The following is a 17,028-nucleotide window of genomic DNA, read 5'->3' as shown; positions in this document are numbered from 1 at the left end:
GGACTCGAACCAACGCATGAGCTTCCGCCAGACCATCGACTCGTTGCTCCACCACTGGCTGCAGGTCGAGTCATTGCAGATGCGCCCGCGTTTTGCCGAGCACAGCCGCGAGACCTTCGATGCGGTGCTCGACATGTGCGAAAAGCTCGCGGCCGACAAGTTTGCGCCGTACAACCGCATCGCCGATGAAGAGGAGCCGCGGTTCGATGGCGAGCGGGTGGTCCTGCCGCCGAGCAGCCATGCGGCGGCGCGCGCCTATGCCGATTCCGGGATGCTGGCGGCGGCGCAGGATTACGCGATCGGCGGCATGCAGCTGCCCTGCGTCGTCGAGATGGCGGCGAATGCGTTTTTCTCGAAGGCCGGCATCGCGATCGGCGGTGGTGCGCTGCTGACCAGTGGCAATGCGAACCTGCTGATGGCGCACGGCACGCCGCTGCAGCGCGAGGTCTTCGCGAAAAACGAATTCTCCGGCCGCTTCTTCGGCACGATGTGCCTCAGCGAGCCGCAGGCCGGCTCCAGCCTGTCGGACATCGTGACCCGCGCCGAAACCGATGGCGCCGATTTTGCCGACGATCCGCTCGGCCCGCGTTACCGGCTGCGCGGCAACAAGATGTGGATCTCGAATGGCGACCACGAGCTGGCCGACAACATCGTCCACCTGGTGCTTGCGAAGATTCCCGGGCCCGATGGCAAGCTGATCGCCGGAACCCGTGGCATTTCGCTGTTCATCGTGCCGAAATACCTCGTCGATGCCGACGGTGCGCTGACCGGCGAACGCAACGATGTCGCGCTGGCCGGCCTGAACCACAAGCTCGGCTACCGCGGCATCCCGAATACGCTGCTCAATTTCGGCGAGGGCAGATATCCGGTGCGCGGCGCTGCCGGAGCGATCGGCTACCGAGTCGGCCAGCCCGGCGAAGGCTTGCGTTGCATGTTCCACATGATGAACGAGGCGCGGATCGCGATCGGCCTCGGCGCGGCGATGCTCGGTGCGGCCGGCTACGAAACCAGCCTGGCCTATGCGCGCGAACGCCCGCAGGGCCGGCCGATCGGGCCTGCCGGCAAGGATCCGACCATCCCGCCGGTGCCAATCATCGAACATGCCGACGTCAAGCGGATGCTGCTGGCGCAGAAAAGTTACTGCGAAGGAGCACTGGCGCTCTGTCTTTATTGCGCGCGGCTGGTCGACGAGGTGCACACCGGCGACGCGGCAGCGGCCGCCGAGGCTTCGCTGCTGCTCGAGATGCTGACGCCGATCGCGAAAAGCTGGCCGAGCGAGTGGTGCCTGGAGGCGAACAGCCTGGCGATCCAGGTGCTCGGCGGTTATGGCTATACCCGCGACCATCCGGTCGAGCAGTACTGGCGCGACAACCGGCTGAACATGATCCATGAGGGCACCCACGGCATCCAGGCGCTCGACCTGCTCGGCCGCAAGGTCGTGATGAACGGCGGCAAGGGGCTCGAGGCGCTGACGACGCGCATCGGTGCGACCATTTCGGCTGCAGCGACAACCGGCTGGCAGGCCGAGGCAGATGCACTCTCGGCCGCTGTCGACAGCCTCGTGCAGGCGACGCGTGCCGCCTGGTCAACCGGCCAGCCGGACGAGGCGCTGGCCAATGCAACACCGTATCTGCAAGGCTTCGGTCACATCGTGCTGGCGTGGATCTGGCTCGATGTTGCGCTGACCGCGCAGCGGCGCGTCGACAATGACGCGGCCGATCCCGTCGCTCGCGGCCAGCTGGCCGCGGCGCGGTATTTCTTCCGTTACGAGTTGCCGCGCGTTCCGGCCTGGCTCGGCGTCGTTGCGTCTCGCGACGATACCTGCCGCACGATGGCCGACGACTGGTTCTGAATCCGATTCCCGTACGCTTCTTCAATGAAACCTGAAACACTCGACAAGATCATCTGGCCGTTCATTTTTGCCGGGCTGGTATTCGGCGGCTTCGGCCTGTCGCTGCGCAGCAGCAGCGAGCCGATCGGCTGGGCGCTGGTCGTGCTCGGCACGCTGCTGATCGTGCTCGGCGCGGTGATGATCTACCTGCGCTCACGCCACGACGAGCGCAACTGAGCGAACAATTTTTTCCCAATTCCACAAGGAGTCCTGCGATGAGCACCCCGATCCAGAAACTGTTCGACCTCAGCGGCAAATCCGCACTCGTCACCGGCGGTTCGCGTGGCCTCGGCCTGCAGATCGCCGAATCGCTCGGCGAGGCCGGCGCGCGGATCCTGCTGTGCTCGCGCAAGGCCGCCGACCTCGAGGAAGCGGCCGCGAAGCTGCAGGACAAGGGCATCGATACCCGCTGGGTTGCCGCCGATGCGAGTGACCCGGCGCAGATCCAGAAGGTCGTCGACGAGGCGATGCAGCGGCTCGGCCAGGTCGACATCCTCGTCAACAATGCCGGCGCCACCTGGGGCGCACCGGCCGAGGACTACCCACTCGAAGCCTGGGACAAGGTGATGAACCTGAACGTGCGCAGCATCTTCCTGATGAGTCAGGCGGTCGGCAAGGCGAGCATGATCCCGCGCCGCTGGGGCCGCATCATCAACATCGCATCGATTGCCGGCCTGTCCGGCTCGTCGCCGGAGATCAAGTTCATCGCCTACGGCACCAGCAAGGGCGCGGTCGTCAATTTCACCCGCTCGCTGGCAGGCGAGTGGGGCGGCTACGGCATCACCGTCAATGCGCTGGCGCCGGGATTTTTCCCGAGCAAGATGACGAAGGGCGTGCTCGAACGGGTCGGTGTCGACAACATGGCCAGCAAGGCGCCGCTGCAACGCATTGGCGACGACGACGACCTGAAAGGTGCGGCGCTGCTGTTCGCATCGGCCGCCGGAAAACACATCACCGGGCAGATCCTCGCGGTCGACGGTGGCGTCTCGGCCATCCACGGCGCATGAATGGACCCACCCCCGTAGCGCCTTCGGCGCACCCCCTCAAGGGGGCGGCGCCGGCAGCCCGGCGAAGCCGGATCTGCGGCACCTGCTTGATCGGGACGATCGAGCGTCGAGTCAGCCTTTGCGGCCTGCCAATTTCGAGTCAACAATGAAATTTCCGAAAGTCATTCCGTTTGCCGAGGCGCTCGGCTTCGAATTGCTGAAATTCGAGGCCGGCGAGGCGGAGATCGCGATCACGCTGCGGCCCGAGCAGCTCAACACCTGGCAGGTTGCGCATGGCGGTGTCACGATGACGCTGCTCGACGTCGTGATGGCGCATGCCGCGCGGGCGCCGATGCCCGACCAGCCGAAGGACGATCGCGGTGTCGTGACGATCGAGATGAAAACCTCGTTCCTGCGCCCGGGCATGAAGCGGCTGATCGGCCGCGGCAAGCTGCTGCACCGGACCAGCTCGATGGCCTTCTGCGAAGGATCTGTGGTCGATGAAGCCGGCGAACTAATCGCCCATTCGACCGGCACCTTCAAATACCTGCGCGGGCTGCCGGCCGGCGGCAAGTTGATTCGGCGACCGGGTGCGTCCGACTGAACGCACGCAAGCGGCATCGGCTTTTCCTTTTTTCCACGATCGGAGTTCCATGATCAACCAGCAGATCCACCTCGTATCGCGTCCCGAAGGCGAAGCCTCGGCCGACAATTTCAAGCTGGTCGACGTGCCGGTGCCCGAACTCGAGGACGGCCAGGTGCTGGTGCGCCACCACTACCTGAGCCTCGACCCGTACATGCGCGGGCGGATGAACGACAGCAAGAGCTACGCCCAGCCGCAGCCGCTCGATCAGGTGATGATCGGCGGCACCGTCGGCATCGTCGAGAAATCGCGCAGCGATGCGTTCGGGGTTGGCGACAAGGTCGTCGGCATGGGCGGCTGGCAGCAGTATGCGGTGGTCGATGCGAACCAGCCGGGCCTGTTGCGCAAGGTCGATACGAAACATATCCCGCTGTCGGCCTACCTCGGACCGGTCGGCATGCCCGGTGTCACCGGTTGGTACGGTTTGACGAAGATCTGCAAGCCTGAAGCCGGCCAGACGATCGCCGTCAGCGCGGCCAGCGGGGCGGTCGGATCGGTGGTCGGCCAGCTGGCGAAGGCGCGCGGCTGCCGCGCCATCGGCATCGCCGGCGGCCCGGAAAAATGCGCCTATGTGGTCGACGAGCTCGGCTTCGATGCCTGCGTCGACTACAAGGCGCATCCGGATCCGAAGTCGCTGAATGCGGCGCTGCGCGAAGCCGCTCCGGATGGCGTCGACGGTTATTTCGAGAATGTCGGTGGCCGCATCCTCGATGCGATGATGCTGCGGATGAATGCCTTCGGCCGGATGGCCTTCTGCGGCATGATCTCCGGCTACGACGGCGCGCCGATGCCGATGGCCTATCCGGCGCTGATCCTGCAATCGCGGCTGACCGTGCGCGGCTTCATCGTCAGCGAACACATGGCCGACTGGCCCGATGCGCTGAAGGAGCTCGGGGCCGGTGTCGCCAGCGGCAAGATCAAATACCGCGAATCGATTGCCGACGGCCTGGCCAGTGCGCCAGAGGCTTTTCTCGGGCTGCTGAAGGGAAAAAATTTCGGCAAGCAGCTGGTCAAGCTTGTCTAGCGACGGACAAGAACGATGAAAACTCTGCACGGCCGCACCGCGGTCATCACTGGCGCGGGATCGGGCTTCGGGCTCGAGCTGAGCCGCCTCGCCGCAGCGCAGGGCATGGCCATCGTGATGGCCGATGTGCAGCGCGATGCACTCGACCGCGCGTGCGCCGAGATCGGCGCGCTCGGTGCGCAGGTGCTGCCGTTCTGCCTCGATGTCTCGAAGGCCGCCGAGGTCGAGGCGCTCGCCGAGGCGACGCAGCAGCGCTTCGGCGCGCCGCACCTGCTCTTCAACAATGCCGGTGTCGGCGCAGGCGGGCTGATCTGGGAAAATACGCTGCAGGAATGGGAATGGGTGCTCGGCGTCAACCTGATGGGTGTTGCGCACGGTGTACGCGTCTTCACGCCGATGATGCTCGACGCCGCGCGCGCCGACCCGAGCTATCAAGGCCACATCGTCAATACCGCATCGATGGCCGGCCTGCTGAATGCGCCGAACATGGGCATCTACAACGTCAGCAAACATGCGGTCGTCTCGCTCAGCGAGACGCTGTACCAGGACCTGCGGCTGGTCACCGAGCAGGTCAGCGCCTCGGTGCTGTGCCCGTTTTTCGTGCCGACCGGCATCCATGAAAGCGAACGCAACCGGCCGGCACCGCTGGCCGACGCAAAACCGACGCGCAGCCAGCTGATCGGTCAGGCGATGATCAACAAGGCAGTGACGCGCGGCAAGGTCAGCGCAGCCGAAGTGGCACAGAAGGTGATCGATGCGGTGCTGTCCGACCAGTTCTATGTCTTCAGTCATCCGCAGGCGCTTGCGACTGTGCAGACGCGGATGGAAGACATCCTGCAGTTGCGCAACCCGACCGATCCGTTCGTGCAGAAGCCCGAGGTCGGCGAGCAGTTGCGCGCCGCGCTGCGCGATGCCGACTGAGGCTGTCTCGGCGGCGTTGTCGAGGGTCGTCCGATGAGCCGGCCGCCAGCCGCCGGCCAGGTGCCGGCGATCGAGGCCTTCTGGAACGCCTATCAGGCCGCTGGCGGTGAGCGCGTCGAAGGTTTTTCCGCCACCGCGCTCGGTCCGACCGCCGTGGTCGCCGACGAACTGGCCGAACTGGTCGAGCGCGGCGTCAAGCGCGCCCATGCCAGCCTGCTGCGCGATTTCCAGCAGTCGCTGGAGGCCTTGCCGCAGCCCGGTGACCACCTCGTCGTGCTCGACGGCGGTGGCCTGCCGCGGGCAATCGTGCGCACCAGCCATGTCGAGAAACGCCATTTCGCCGACATCGATGCGCAATTTGCCTTCGACTGCGGCGAGGGCGACCTCAGCCTCGGCTGGTGGTTGACGGCCTACCGGCAACAGTTCGCCGAGCAGGCGGAACGCGAAGGTTTCGAGGTCGGCGAGCGGCTCGAACTGGTGCTCGAATTTTTCGATCTGGTCTGGCCGCCGGCCGCTTCGTCGCAGCCGCCAACAGCGGGAGAATGAGCCAACGATTCAAGAAGCGGCGCGATTGCGCCGATATCGTCCGGGATCCGGACCCAAAAGCGGAGTGACCCCCCGAGATGGCAGCAACAGGCAGAGCAGACAGCGCGCGTGGCTTCACGTTGATCGAGGTGATGATTGCCGTCGCCTTGATCGGCATCCTGGTCGCGATCGCGCTGCCGTCGTACAACGCCTACCGCGAGCGGGCGCGCAATCGCAATGCCGCCGCCGATATCGTCGCAATGGGGGCGCAGATCAAGGCCCGCTTCGAGGATGAACGGGCTTATCCGGCCGATCTGGCAGCGGCCAAGCTGCAGGGGCGCAAGGACCCCTGGGGTCGTTCCTACGTCTACTACAACATCGCGGCCAATGGCAAGGGCGGCGCCCGCAAGGACAAGGCGCTGAATCCGATCAACAGCGATTTCGACCTCTACAGCCTCGGCCCCGACGGCGTGTCGAAAAGCCAGGTGTCGCAAAAGGACAGCGTCGACGACATCATCCGCGCCCACAACGGCGCCTTTGTCGGCCGCGCGTCCGATTTCTGAGATCGAAGCGAAATGAAACTGCCCTCGCGATTTTTCGGCAGCCGCGTCGCGGGCAGGCTGTACCTGTTGTTCGTGCTTGCTGCGCTGCTGCCGCTGGCGGTTTCCGACTGGCTGGCGGCAACGGCCGTCACCGACCTCGCCCGCGAGATGCAGAAAAACAGCCAGACGCGGGCGACGCGCCAGGTCGGCATGCAGGTCTTCGAGCGGCTGACCAGCGCCAAGGCATTGCTGGCGACCTTGCCCGATGTCGAACTGGCCGAAGCCGGCGCCGCCGACCGCATCAGGCTGCCGGTCGCCAGCCGCAAGGTGTTCAGCCGGCTGGTGCATTTCGATGCCAACCAGCGCGCCAACTGGCCCGCCGGCAGCGGCAACGAATTGCTGGCCGAGTGGCGATCCGCCGATCACGGTGGCGAAGAAGCGGCGCCGCAAGCACTCACGGCCGAAGCCGGCAGCGTGCAGGCGACGGTTCGCATCGCGCGTCAGGGTGATGCGCCGGCGCGCATCCTGATGGCGTCGACGGTCGGCGGCCGGCTGGCCTGGATCGGCGAACTGAATGCCGAGCACCTGTGGGAACCGGTTCAGGATGCCGCGATCGACAGCGGCTGGCGTGTCGTCGACGGCCATGGCCGCAGCCTGGTCACGAAAGGCGACGTCGACCTGCTGCCCGCTGCAGATCACGGTGCGACGGACGGCCGCGCCGACCTGCTGCTGGTGCGCACCGCGTTGTTTCTCGGCGCCGAGTTCGGCGCCAGCGAGTGGGAATTCATCGAACAGCGGGCTGCGCCGCAGGCGCGCTGGCTGGGGCTGCCGCTGTCGGGCTGGCTCGCGCTGGTCGCGATTGCCACCGTGCTGTTGATCGCGCTGGTCAGCCAGCGGGCAATCCGGCACATGCTGGTGCCGCTGGAGCGACTGACGGCCGGCACTAGGCTGCTCGCAGCGGGCGCCAGCTCGACACGGGTTGCCGTGCAAAGCGACGATGAATTCGGCACGCTCGGCAACGCATTCAACGAGATGGCGTCGCGCATCGAGGCGCAATTCGGCTCGCTGACCGCGATGTCGGCGATCGACCGCGACGTGCTGGCCGGCCAGCCGATCGAACATGTGGTCGGCCGGGTGCTCGAACAGCTGGCCAGGCTTTACCCGGATCTGCCGAGCGCGGTCTGCTGGCGCTCGGCGGCGCGCGACGATGTGCTGCACCAGCTGGTGCGCGAGGCCGGCAAGGCGCCGGCAACCGAGCTGAGCGTTTTGCCGCTCGATGCCGCGCAGGCCGATGCATTCGCCGCGATCGACGGCGACAGCCAGGTGCAGGGCGCAGCCGCCGACGCGCCATGGTGCGGCGCGCTTCGCAGCCCGGAGGTCGCATCGCTGCAGATGCTGCCGCTCGGCTGGGGGGAGGGCACGCAGGCGCTGTTGATGGTCGGGCTGCCGGCCGAAACCGGCCAGCTCGATCTGCAACCGGCGGTCGAACTGCGGGACCGGCTTGCGGTCGCCTTCTCGGCGCGTGAACGCGAGCGGGTGATGTTGTATCGGGCGGTGCACGACAGCCTGACGGGGCTGGCAAACCGCTCCGGACTGAACGAATATCTTGACCGGCTGCTCGATGCGGACCCTTCGAGTCGGCACGCTGCGCTGTTCGTCGACCTCGACCATTTCAAGGACATCAATGACAGCCTCGGCCACGAGGCCGGCGATGCCATCCTCTGCGAGGCGGCGGCACGGTTGCGCGCCAGCGTACCGAACGGCGCCTTGGTGGCCCGCCAGGGCGGTGACGAATTCGTGCTGGTGCTGCCGCAGGTCGACGCGGCAATCGTGTCTTCGATCGCGCAACGGGTCGTCGATGAGCTGGTCAGGCCGTTCGTGCTGCGTGATGAGCAGCACCGTTTCGGCGCCAGCGTCGGCGTCGCGATCTACCCGCAGCACGGCAAGGACCGCATCGAGTTGCTGCGCCATGCGGATCTTGCGATGTATGCGGCCAAGCAGTCCGGTCGCGGCCGCTTCGAGCTTTTTGCCGACAGCCTGGAAGCGGCCGCCCACGAGCGGCTGCGCATCCCGCGCGAACTGCGCCGCGACATGGACCTCGGCAAGCTCGTCGCCTATTTCCAGGCCCGCGTCAATCCGGCCGATGGCCGGGTCACCTCGGTCGAGGCGCTGGTGCGCTGGCAGCATCCCGAACGCGGGTTGCTGTTCCCGGACAGCTTCATCGCGCTGGCCGAAGAGTCGTCGCTGATCGAGGATCTCGGCAACTGGATGATCAACGAGGCCTGCGCGAGGATGACGCTGTGGCGGGCCACCCATCCGTCGCTGCAGCGGGTGTCGGTCAACGTATCGCCACGCCAGCTGGCCAGCGGCCGGCTGCCGCAAGTGGTGCGCGAGGCGCTGCAACGCCATCACGTGACAGCGCAACACCTCGAGCTCGAAGTCACCGAAAGCCTGCTCGTAGAGGACAGCGGCGACGTCTATGCGCAATTGTCCGAACTGCGGGCGATGGGTGTGTGCATCGCGCTCGACGATTTCGGCACCGGCTTCTCGTCGATGGCAATGCTGCGCAAACTGCCGATCGACGTGATGAAGATCGACCGCGCCTTCGTCAAGGACCTCGATACCGACGAGGCGGCACTGGCAATCACCCGCAGCATTGCCGAACTGGCTCACTCGCTCGGCCTGCACTTGGTCGCCGAGGGCATCGAGAACGAGACCCAGGCCCGGATGCTGCGCGAGCTGCGCTGCCACGAGTTCCAGGGCTATCTGTACAGCAAACCCTTGCCGCCCGGCGATTTCAGCCTGTTGTGCTCGGCGCGCGAGATCAGCGCCAGGGCGTCCGACGGGGTTTCGCTCGAAGCAGCCGCTGCGCCATCCTGAGCCGGCGCAGCGGCTGACCGGCCGCGCCAATTTCGTTGGCAGGGCCCAACGGCGCGGGCCGTTGCGGCAGGCGCAGCGCTTATCATCGATCGATCATGCCGAAGCCGCGCCGCACCCTCGTCCGCCAACACCGCGAGACGGGCTCCACCCTGTCCAATTCAACCGCAGCGCGGCCAGCCCGCGCACCGCGCCTTCGCGCGTTGTCACGCAGCCTCGGCGTTGCCGCTGCCAGTGCGTTGGCTGCCGGAACGGCGCTGGCACAGGCCAGCGGCGATACCGGCGGCATCGTATTGCGCCCGGCCGAAGCCCGGCTCAGCATCGAGCGCCTGGAGTTGCCGAAAAACGAGGGCATGACGCTGGTCGGCACCAGCTACACAGTCGATGTCGGCGGCGGCCTGGCCTTCGGGCCGGCGATTTTTGGTGCCGCCAGTGGCGAGCGCGGCGGCTTGTTTTCGCTCGGCGGCGAACTGTCGTGGCGGCAGCGCATTGCCGGGCCGCTGAAGGCAGAGATCGGTTTTTATGCCGGCGGCGGTGGCGGCGGCAATCTCGCGGTGCGCGATGGCCTGGTGACGCGCCCGCACCTCGATCTGCTGTACGACTTCGGCGCCTACAACGTCGGCATCAGCTGGTCGCGCGTTCGTTTTGTCGGCACGCCGCTCGACAGCCGGCAGGTCGGGCTGGTGCTCAGCACCAACACCACCTTCGGTTATGTGCCACGCGACCGGATGAATGCGCCGCTGGCCTCGATCGGCCGGCCCGGAGCCGGCTTCGACCGGATGCAGGCGGTGATCGGCGTCTACCAGCCGCGCGGCAACAACACGCGTGCGAGCGGCGGCAAGCTGCCCGATTCGCTCGGTTATGCCGGCATCCGCGCCGAACGAGCCTTCAACGGCATTTCGTACTGGGGCCTGGAGGCCAACGTCGGCGCGCAAGGCGGCGTCACCGGTTATGCCGAATACCTGGCGACTGTCGGCGTCGAATCCGGAATCGGCGACCAGACCTTCACGCTCGGCGGCCGGCTCGCGCTCGGCATGGGCGGCGGTGGCGACGTCTCGACTGGCGGCGGCCTGCTCGGCAAGGCTGCGCTGTATTCGGCGGTGCGGCTGACCCGCGACCTTGCGGCGGGCGTCGAAGTCGGCGTGACCCGCGCGCCGCAGGGCAATTTCAAGGCGGTCCACGGCTCGGCCAGCCTGATGTGGATCTTCGACGATGCCGGCAATGTCTTTTCGCCGTCACGGACGACGCGGATGGACTTTTCCGCCGGCATCGAGCAATTCGACGCCGGGCGCCGCGACGGCACGACCCGCCCGCTGAAGGCGGTCGTGCTGAAGGGCAGCCGCTTCCTCGACCGCAACCTCTACGTCACCGGCCAGGCGCACAGCGCCTATGACGGCAATGCCGGCGGCTACGCCGCAGGCCTGTTCGGCTTCGGCTGGCAGACCCCGCTCGGCGGTCCGACCGGCCCGACCTGGTACGCCGGCCTCGAAGCGTTGACCGGCGCCGGCGGCGGCGGTGGCGTCGACGTGCGTGGCGGCGCGCTGGTGCAAGGCAATGCCTATGTCGGCTTCGACATCGGTCCGTCGAGCTCGCTGCGTTTCACCGTCGGCAAGCTGCGTTCGCAGCGCGGCACCGTCGATGCAACCGTCGCCGACGTGGCGCTGGTGTTCAGCTTCGGGCTGGCCGGCCAGGGCATCCGCTGAGCAGCAAGCCACTGCCGCCTGATACCGGCGCCGCAGCGTGTGCCGCGGTGATTGGCGGCGGCCCGGCCGGCTTGATGGCCGCCGAGGTATTGAGTGAGGCGGGCCTCGCGGTCGAGCTGTTCGATGCGATGCCCAGTGTCGGCCGCAAATTCCTGCTTGCCGGCATCGGCGGCCTGAACCTGACGCATTCCGAGCCCTTGCCGCAGTTTCTCGGTCGCTATGGTGATCGCGAAGCCGACGTTGCCGGCTGGCTTGCCGACTTCCCACCCGACGCATTGCGCGACTGGGCCGGCCGGCTCGGCATCGCGACCTTTGTCGGCAGTTCGGGGCGCGTCTTCCCGACCGACATGAAGGCAGCGCCGCTGCTGCGTGCCTGGCTGCATCGGCTGCGCGGCCGTGGCGTGCGCTTTCACATGCGGCAGCGCTGGCTCGGCTGGTCAACCGAAGCAGCGTCGGACCGGCCACCGGGGTTGCGCTTTGCGACACCGGCCGGCGAATCGATCGTGACCGCCGACGCGGTCGTGCTGGCGCTCGGCGGCGCCAGCTGGCCGCGGCTCGGCTCGGACGGCGCCTGGCTGCCGGCGCTGCAGGCGCGCGGCGTCGAGGTCGCACCGTTGCGGCCGGCCAATTGCGGCTTCGACGTCGGCCGGCAAGCTGGCGATGGCAATGCAGTTGTGGTCGGCTGGAGCGAGCTGTTCCGCCAGCGTGCTGCCGGCCAGCCGATCAAGACGGTGGCGATGCGTTGCGCAGCCGTCGGTGACCGCGAGCCCTGGCAACGCGGCGAATTCGTCTTCACCGAAACCGGCATCGAAGGCAGCCTTGTTTATGCGCTGTCGGCGCCGCTGCGCGACGCGATCGAGCGCCACGGTGGTGCGGTCGTCGAACTCGACCTGCTGCCCGACCACGATGCGCAGCGGGTGCGCGCCGAGGTTGCGCGGCCGCGCGGCTCGCGGTCGTTGTCGAGCCACCTGAAAAGCCGGCTGAAACTCGACGCGTTGAAGACGCTGCTGCTGCACGAACTGCTGCCGAAAGAGACCTTCAACGATCCGGCTGCACTCGCCGCCGCGATCAAGGCACTGCCGCTGCGGCTGCTTGCCACCCGGCCGATAGCCGAAGCGATCAGCACCGCTGGTGGCGTGCGCCTCGAGGCCGTGGACCGGCAGTTGATGCTGCACCGCCTGCCCGGCGTCTTCTGCGCCGGCGAAATGCTCGACTGGGAAGCACCAACCGGTGGCTACCTGCTGACCGCGGCGATCGCCAGCGGACGGCGGGCTGGGCAGGGGGCGGAAAGATGGTTGCGGTCGCGGCAGTGAGGATCAAGAAGCTGTTTCTTGATACCGGGAGATTGTCATCGCTTACCCATCCAGACTGCCGCACAGGCAATCAGAATGAAGACGACAAGGCATGCGATGGTGATCCATGGCGCCCAACTGTTCGAAGCACCGCCACTGCTCGATCTGCCGAGATGTTGTCGCAGATGCTCTGCATAGGCATTCTCGGGTTGCCGCGTCTTCCGCCCTCGTCCTTCGAGCTGTGAGAGGTGCTCACGATAGTAGTCACGATCCTGAATTCCCATGGTCGGCCCAGGCTGGAAATGAAGCGAGATTTTCCTCGGCCGACCGACTCGTGACATCCCCCGGAATCAGTGCCTCTCCCGCACCGCCCGCCACAGCAACAGCCACGCGACGACATTTGCGCACAGCGCGACCAGCATCGCGGTGGCGGCCAGCACCGGGCGTGGCGACTCGTGCGGCAATGCGGTAGCGGATGCCGTGAGCATCAGCGTGTGGACCTGCAGCCCGCCGACCGATACCGCGACGGTCCACAGCGGCAGCGTCAGCGCGATGCGGGTCACCGATTGCCAGCGGCGGGCCAGCGCGTGGCGGGCCAGCGCATAGATCCAGAGCAGCGGCCAGGCGCCGGCCAGCACGACATAAAGCAGCAGCAGCGCAGCGGCTACGATGCTCATCGCGGCGGGTGCTCCCGCAGTGAGCTTTTCTTGTCGGAATGGTCGCGCTGCATCGTCGGCTGGCGTCTTCAGGTCGGAAGGCGTCGATTGTGGCCGGGCGCGGCACCGGGTGCGCCGCAGCCCGAGCGAAGAATTGTCGAACCTTTGCGCAGCGGCCGGGTCGCATCGCAGCCAATAACAACAAATCGGGAGTGAGGGTCGATGGCCGAATTGAGCGACCATGGTCTGGTGATGCTGCTGTTCACCGCAGCGGTATTTGCGACCTTCATCGTCGATCGGCTGCCGATCGCAACCGTCTGCCTCGCGATCCTGGCCGCGCTGCCGATCGGCTTTGCGCTGTTTCCACTCGGCAGCGGCAGCGAGGCCGTCGATCCGTTGCGCTTTTATGCGGGCTTCGGCCATCCGGCGCTGATTGCAATCTGCTCGCTGATGGTGCTGGGGCAGGGCATCGTCGTCACCGGTGCGCTCGAACCGGTGGCTCGCAAGCTCGCGTCATTTACCGATCAGCGGCCCGGCCTGGCGCTGCTCGCGATCCTCTGCGGCGCCGGCCTCGCCAGCAGCGTGATCAACGATACGCCGGTCGTCGTGCTGCTTATCCCGCTGCTGCTGGCGGCGGCGCGCCGCGCGAAGACGAGTGCCTCGGCGGTCTTGCTGCCGATGAATTACGCGGTGCTGATCGGCGGCATGTCGACGACGATCGGCACCTCGACCAACCTGATCGTCGTTGCGCTGGCGGCCGGACTCGGCGTCGGGCCGTTTTCGCTGTTCAGCTTCTCGCCGCTGGTGCTTGCGGCCGCGCTGCCCGGGCTGGCCTATCTGTGGCTGATTGCGCCGCGTCTGCTGGCGAGCAGGCAGGGTCCGCAGGAACACCTCAGCGACGATGCCTTCGATGCCGAACTGCACGTCGAGCCCGACAGCTGGCTCGAGGGCAAGCAGCTCAGCGAGGTTTTCGAGAAGGCCGGCCACCGGCTGCAGGCGATGTCGCTGCAGCGCGGCGGCCGCGCGGTGACGCCGCTGCCGTCGGTGACGCTGCGTGCCGGCGATCGCCTGGTGCTGCGCGATACCGCGCAGAACCTGAAGGACATCGAGTCGGCGCTGAAAGCGAAGCTGCACGACGTCGACGAGACGACCAGCGGAACCGAACGACCGCCAGCCACGCCGGCCGAGCCACCGGCATCGGCCGCCGACGATCCTGTGCCGAGCGAAAAGACGCCGTCGGCAGAGGACGACGAGAAACGCCGCGTACCGTCGGCCGTCGTCGCCCAGCTCGTCGTGATGCCGGAGTCACCGCTGGTCGGCCGCTCGATCCGCAGCGAGCGGATCGCCGAGCGTTATGGCATCTTCCTGGTCGGCTTGCGGCCGCGCACGACGATGTCGGCCGACTGGCAGAAGCAGAACCTCGCCGATCGCCGCGTTTCCGCCGGTGACATCCTGCTCGTGCAGGGCGAGACCGATGCGATCCGCGCCGCGCAGCGCGACGGCGTCGGCCTGTTGCTCGATTCGCGTTTTGCGGTGCCGCGGCAGGACAAGGCGATGTTCGCGCTGACCACGCTGGTGATCGTCGTCGCGCTGGCCGCGACCAAATCCTTGCCGATCTCGATGGCCGCACTCGGCGGTGCGCTGGCGCTGCTGCTCGGCGGCTGCCTGAGCTGGAAGGACGTGACCCAGGCCTTGTCGGTGCGGGTGGTGCTGCTGGTCGCGGCCAGCCTCGCACTCGGCGATGCGCTGCAGGTTACCGGCGCGACCGAATGGCTTGCCGGCCAGCTCGCACAGGCACTGCAGGGCATGGGGCCGGCGACGGTTGTGATGCTGCTGATGGGCCTGATGGGCCTGCTGACCAATTTTGTCTCGAACAATGCCGCAGCGGCGATCGGCACGCCACTTGGCGTCGCGCTGGCGCGGTCGCTCGGCGCCGAAGCCGAACCGTTCGTGCTCGCGGTGCTGTTCGGATGCAACCTGTGTTTTCTGACGCCGATGGGCTACCAGACCAACCTGCTGGTGATGAATGCGGCCGGTTACCGCTTCGCCGATTTCCTGAAGGTCGGCACGCCGCTGTTCCTGATCATGTGGGCCGGTCTGTCGGGCATGCTGGCCTGGCGCTACGGGATGTTCTGAGGAGGCAGCGGCTACGCGGGTCCGGTTCCGGTTCCAAAGCGTTCGCGAAACGACTGCCGGGCTTCGCCGATGAAGCCGAGCAGTTGATCGAGCGGAATGCCGACGACAGTGATGCCGAGGCGGTGCGCCTCGGCTGCCAGGCCCTGCGCAGGCATGTCGTCCGGCACGAACAGCGTGACCGGCAGCGCCTGCGCCTGTGCGCGCACCTCGTCGAACAGGCCACGGGCATCGCCCTCCGACAGCTGAGAATCCCTGGCCGATACCGTCGCCGAACCGAGGATCAGCCGGCTGGCGGCATCCATCAGCGCAAAAAAGTCGAAATCGCCGTCGGCCGCGGTGTGCAGCGGTGCATCGTTGAGCCTGAAGGCGATCCAGGCTTCATTCGGTTCAAACTGTTCCGGTTGCAGCATCGCTTGTTTCCATCGCGTCCCGGCGCGTGCTCGACGATCGCTTCGGCAGCGTCATCGGCTCATCCGTCCGCTGGTACGGCGAGCGCCCGCTGCATCGTCCGCAGGTAGTCGGGGCTCGCATCGAGGTCATTGTGGCTGGCGCCGCGGATCACCGTCAGCGATGCGACGCCGTCGCCGAACCGCGCCGCCAGCTTGCGGGTGCTCGACATCGGGATGATTTCGTCATGCTCGGCGGCGATCAGCGTTGTCGGGATCCCGATCCCGGCTGCCACCTGGCCCGACTCATAGCGGTCGAGCAGCAGCCAGCGCACCGGCAGAAACGGATAAACCGGCGCGGCCACGTCGACCAGGCTGTCGAACGGCGTGACCAGGATCAGCCGCGACGCCGGCGCCTGGCTGGCCAGCCGCGCCGCGACGCCGCTGCCGAGGCTGCGGCCGATCAGTGCAACCTGTGGGTGCTGCCGATGCACGACGCGGAACAGCGCCGCCGCATCGCGATGAATGGCCGCCTCGCTCGGGCTGCCGCTGCTGCCGCCATATCCCGGGTAGTGCATCAGGAACAGCGCGTGGTCCGGAAATGCCGCCGAGAATTCGCCGAGGTTCAGCGACACATCCTCGGCATTGCCGCCGAAATAGATGATCGCCTTCGGCCCCGCATGTGGCCTGACGGTGACGACGATCTCGCCGCCACCGTCGACCGGCAACTTCATCGTCGATTCGGCCGCCGTCACCGCCCGCGCGCGCGGGTAATAGATCATCGAGCGCTGCATCAGGAACATCAGCGCGCAAAACGCCAGATACAGCAGCGCGACGACAAGGATGGTGAAGAGAAGGTCGCGTTTCATCGGGTCCGTCGGAGAGAGCGCCCAGGCTGACCGATCGATCGCCGCGCTCGACATTGATTCGGCGCCAGCGCAGCGCCTGCTCAGCCGCCGGCCGCGTCGTCCGACGCAACGGGCGAGGCCACAGCCGCCTGCTGCCGCGTCGCCGCCTGGCTGGGCTTTTTGGGCAGCCCGTCGTTGACTGCGAGCCACGGCACATGGGTCTCGTAGAACACATGGGCCTGCGGCTCACGGTCGAGCGGATCGGCAATCAAGACGCGGGCGACATGGGTCTCGTCCGGCCAGCGGGTCGACTCGAAGAACATCGGGCTGCCGCAGCGCGGGCAGAATGCGCGACGCGCGCCCGGGCTCGATTCGAACCATGTCGGCTGCGCCGGTGAATCGGCGTCGACGGCAAAGTGGTCGCTCGAAAAACCTGCCCAGGTGACGAATGCTGCGCCGTGGGCGCGCTGGCAAAAGCTGCAATGGCAGTGCGCGACCCATTTGCTCGGCAGCTGCACATGGAAGCGGACCGCGCCGCACAGGCATGATCCGCGGGCGGTGGTGATTTCGTTCATCGCTAGTCGCTCCCGTCGTCGTC

16 protein-coding genes are annotated in these 17,028 nt (G+C 67.0%); 12 read left to right on the top strand and 4 right to left on the bottom strand.

The window, feature by feature from the left end:
• Positions 1-16 precede the first annotated feature (16 nt).
• The 11 genes from ACNH6H_RS01335 to ACNH6H_RS01285 all read left to right on the top strand — a co-directional run bounded on the left by ACNH6H_RS01335 (position 17) and on the right by ACNH6H_RS01285 (position 12,425).
• Positions 17-1,852, top strand: a complete 1,836-nt coding sequence (locus ACNH6H_RS01335) for an acyl-CoA dehydrogenase (protein ID WP_418314962.1) — start codon at positions 17-19, stop codon at positions 1,850-1,852.
• 24 nt (positions 1,853-1,876) lie between these two features.
• Entirely contained in the window at positions 1,877-2,068 is a 192-nt protein-coding gene (locus ACNH6H_RS01330; RefSeq protein WP_418314958.1) for a hypothetical protein, read from the top strand.
• A gap of 38 nt (positions 2,069-2,106) precedes the next feature.
• Positions 2,107-2,898 (top strand): SDR family oxidoreductase, encoded by a 792-nt coding sequence (locus ACNH6H_RS01325; protein ID WP_418314956.1) that lies wholly within the window; start codon positions 2,107-2,109, stop codon positions 2,896-2,898.
• A gap of 145 nt (positions 2,899-3,043) precedes the next feature.
• The gene (locus ACNH6H_RS01320; protein WP_418314954.1) at positions 3,044-3,481 is read left to right on the top strand and encodes a PaaI family thioesterase; all 438 of its coding nucleotides are present in this window, start codon (positions 3,044-3,046) and stop codon (positions 3,479-3,481) included.
• Positions 3,482-3,530: 49 nt separating this feature from the next.
• Positions 3,531-4,544 (top strand): NADP-dependent oxidoreductase, encoded by a 1,014-nt coding sequence (locus ACNH6H_RS01315; protein WP_418314953.1) that lies wholly within the window; start codon positions 3,531-3,533, stop codon positions 4,542-4,544.
• Between the two features lie 15 nt (positions 4,545-4,559).
• Positions 4,560-5,465 (top strand): SDR family oxidoreductase, encoded by a 906-nt coding sequence (locus tag ACNH6H_RS01310; protein ID WP_418314951.1) that lies wholly within the window; start codon positions 4,560-4,562, stop codon positions 5,463-5,465.
• A gap of 33 nt (positions 5,466-5,498) precedes the next feature.
• Positions 5,499-6,011, top strand: a complete 513-nt coding sequence (locus ACNH6H_RS01305) for an ASCH domain-containing protein (RefSeq protein WP_418314949.1) — start codon at positions 5,499-5,501, stop codon at positions 6,009-6,011.
• Between the two features lie 77 nt (positions 6,012-6,088).
• A complete protein-coding gene (locus tag ACNH6H_RS01300; protein WP_418314947.1) occupies positions 6,089-6,553 on the top strand; it encodes a type IV pilin protein in 465 nt (154 codons plus the stop codon).
• Positions 6,554-6,565: 12 nt separating this feature from the next.
• Positions 6,566-9,412, top strand: coding sequence for an EAL domain-containing protein (locus ACNH6H_RS01295; protein WP_418314945.1), 2,847 nt, complete (start codon positions 6,566-6,568; stop codon positions 9,410-9,412).
• A gap of 200 nt (positions 9,413-9,612) precedes the next feature.
• Positions 9,613-11,112 carry a hypothetical protein gene (locus ACNH6H_RS01290; RefSeq protein WP_418314943.1) on the top strand — a complete coding sequence of 500 codons (1,500 nt, stop codon included), beginning with the start codon at positions 9,613-9,615 and terminating at the stop codon, positions 11,110-11,112.
• Positions 11,109-12,425 (top strand): TIGR03862 family flavoprotein, encoded by a 1,317-nt coding sequence (locus ACNH6H_RS01285; protein ID WP_418321180.1) that lies wholly within the window; start codon positions 11,109-11,111, stop codon positions 12,423-12,425. Before ACNH6H_RS01290 ends, ACNH6H_RS01285 begins: the two co-directional genes overlap by 4 nt.
• Positions 12,426-12,754: 329 nt before the next feature.
• On the opposite strand, the gene ACNH6H_RS01280 is transcribed toward ACNH6H_RS01285, so the two are convergent.
• Positions 12,755-13,081, bottom strand: coding sequence for a hypothetical protein (locus ACNH6H_RS01280; RefSeq protein ID WP_418314941.1), 327 nt, complete (start codon positions 13,079-13,081; stop codon positions 12,755-12,757).
• A 201-nt stretch (positions 13,082-13,282) separates the two neighbouring features.
• On the opposite strand from ACNH6H_RS01280, the gene ACNH6H_RS01275 reads away from it, so the two are divergent.
• Positions 13,283-15,196, top strand: coding sequence for an SLC13 family permease (locus ACNH6H_RS01275; RefSeq protein WP_418314940.1), 1,914 nt, complete (start codon positions 13,283-13,285; stop codon positions 15,194-15,196).
• Positions 15,197-15,207: 11 nt separating this feature from the next.
• Here the strand turns inward: ACNH6H_RS01275 and ACNH6H_RS01270 are convergent, their stop codons facing one another.
• From ACNH6H_RS01270 to ACNH6H_RS01260, 3 genes are all read right to left on the bottom strand, one after another.
• A complete protein-coding gene (locus tag ACNH6H_RS01270) occupies positions 15,208-15,606 on the bottom strand; it encodes a hypothetical protein (protein WP_418314938.1) in 399 nt (132 codons plus the stop codon).
• 59 nt (positions 15,607-15,665) lie between these two features.
• On the bottom strand, positions 15,666-16,451 hold the full coding sequence (locus ACNH6H_RS01265; protein ID WP_418314936.1) for an alpha/beta hydrolase: 786 nt from the start codon (positions 16,449-16,451) through the stop codon (positions 15,666-15,668).
• A gap of 80 nt (positions 16,452-16,531) precedes the next feature.
• Positions 16,532-17,005 carry a GFA family protein gene (locus ACNH6H_RS01260; protein ID WP_418314934.1) on the bottom strand — a complete coding sequence of 158 codons (474 nt, stop codon included), beginning with the start codon at positions 17,003-17,005 and terminating at the stop codon, positions 16,532-16,534.
• Positions 17,006-17,028: the final 23 nt, after the last annotated feature.

This window comes from Pseudideonella sakaiensis (assembly GCF_048320135.1).
GTDB lineage: Bacteria > Pseudomonadota > Gammaproteobacteria > Burkholderiales > Burkholderiaceae_C > Ideonella_A > Ideonella_A sakaiensis_A.
Note: the sequence above shows the minus strand (reverse complement) of the source record. Positions and strands in the feature narration are given on the sequence as shown.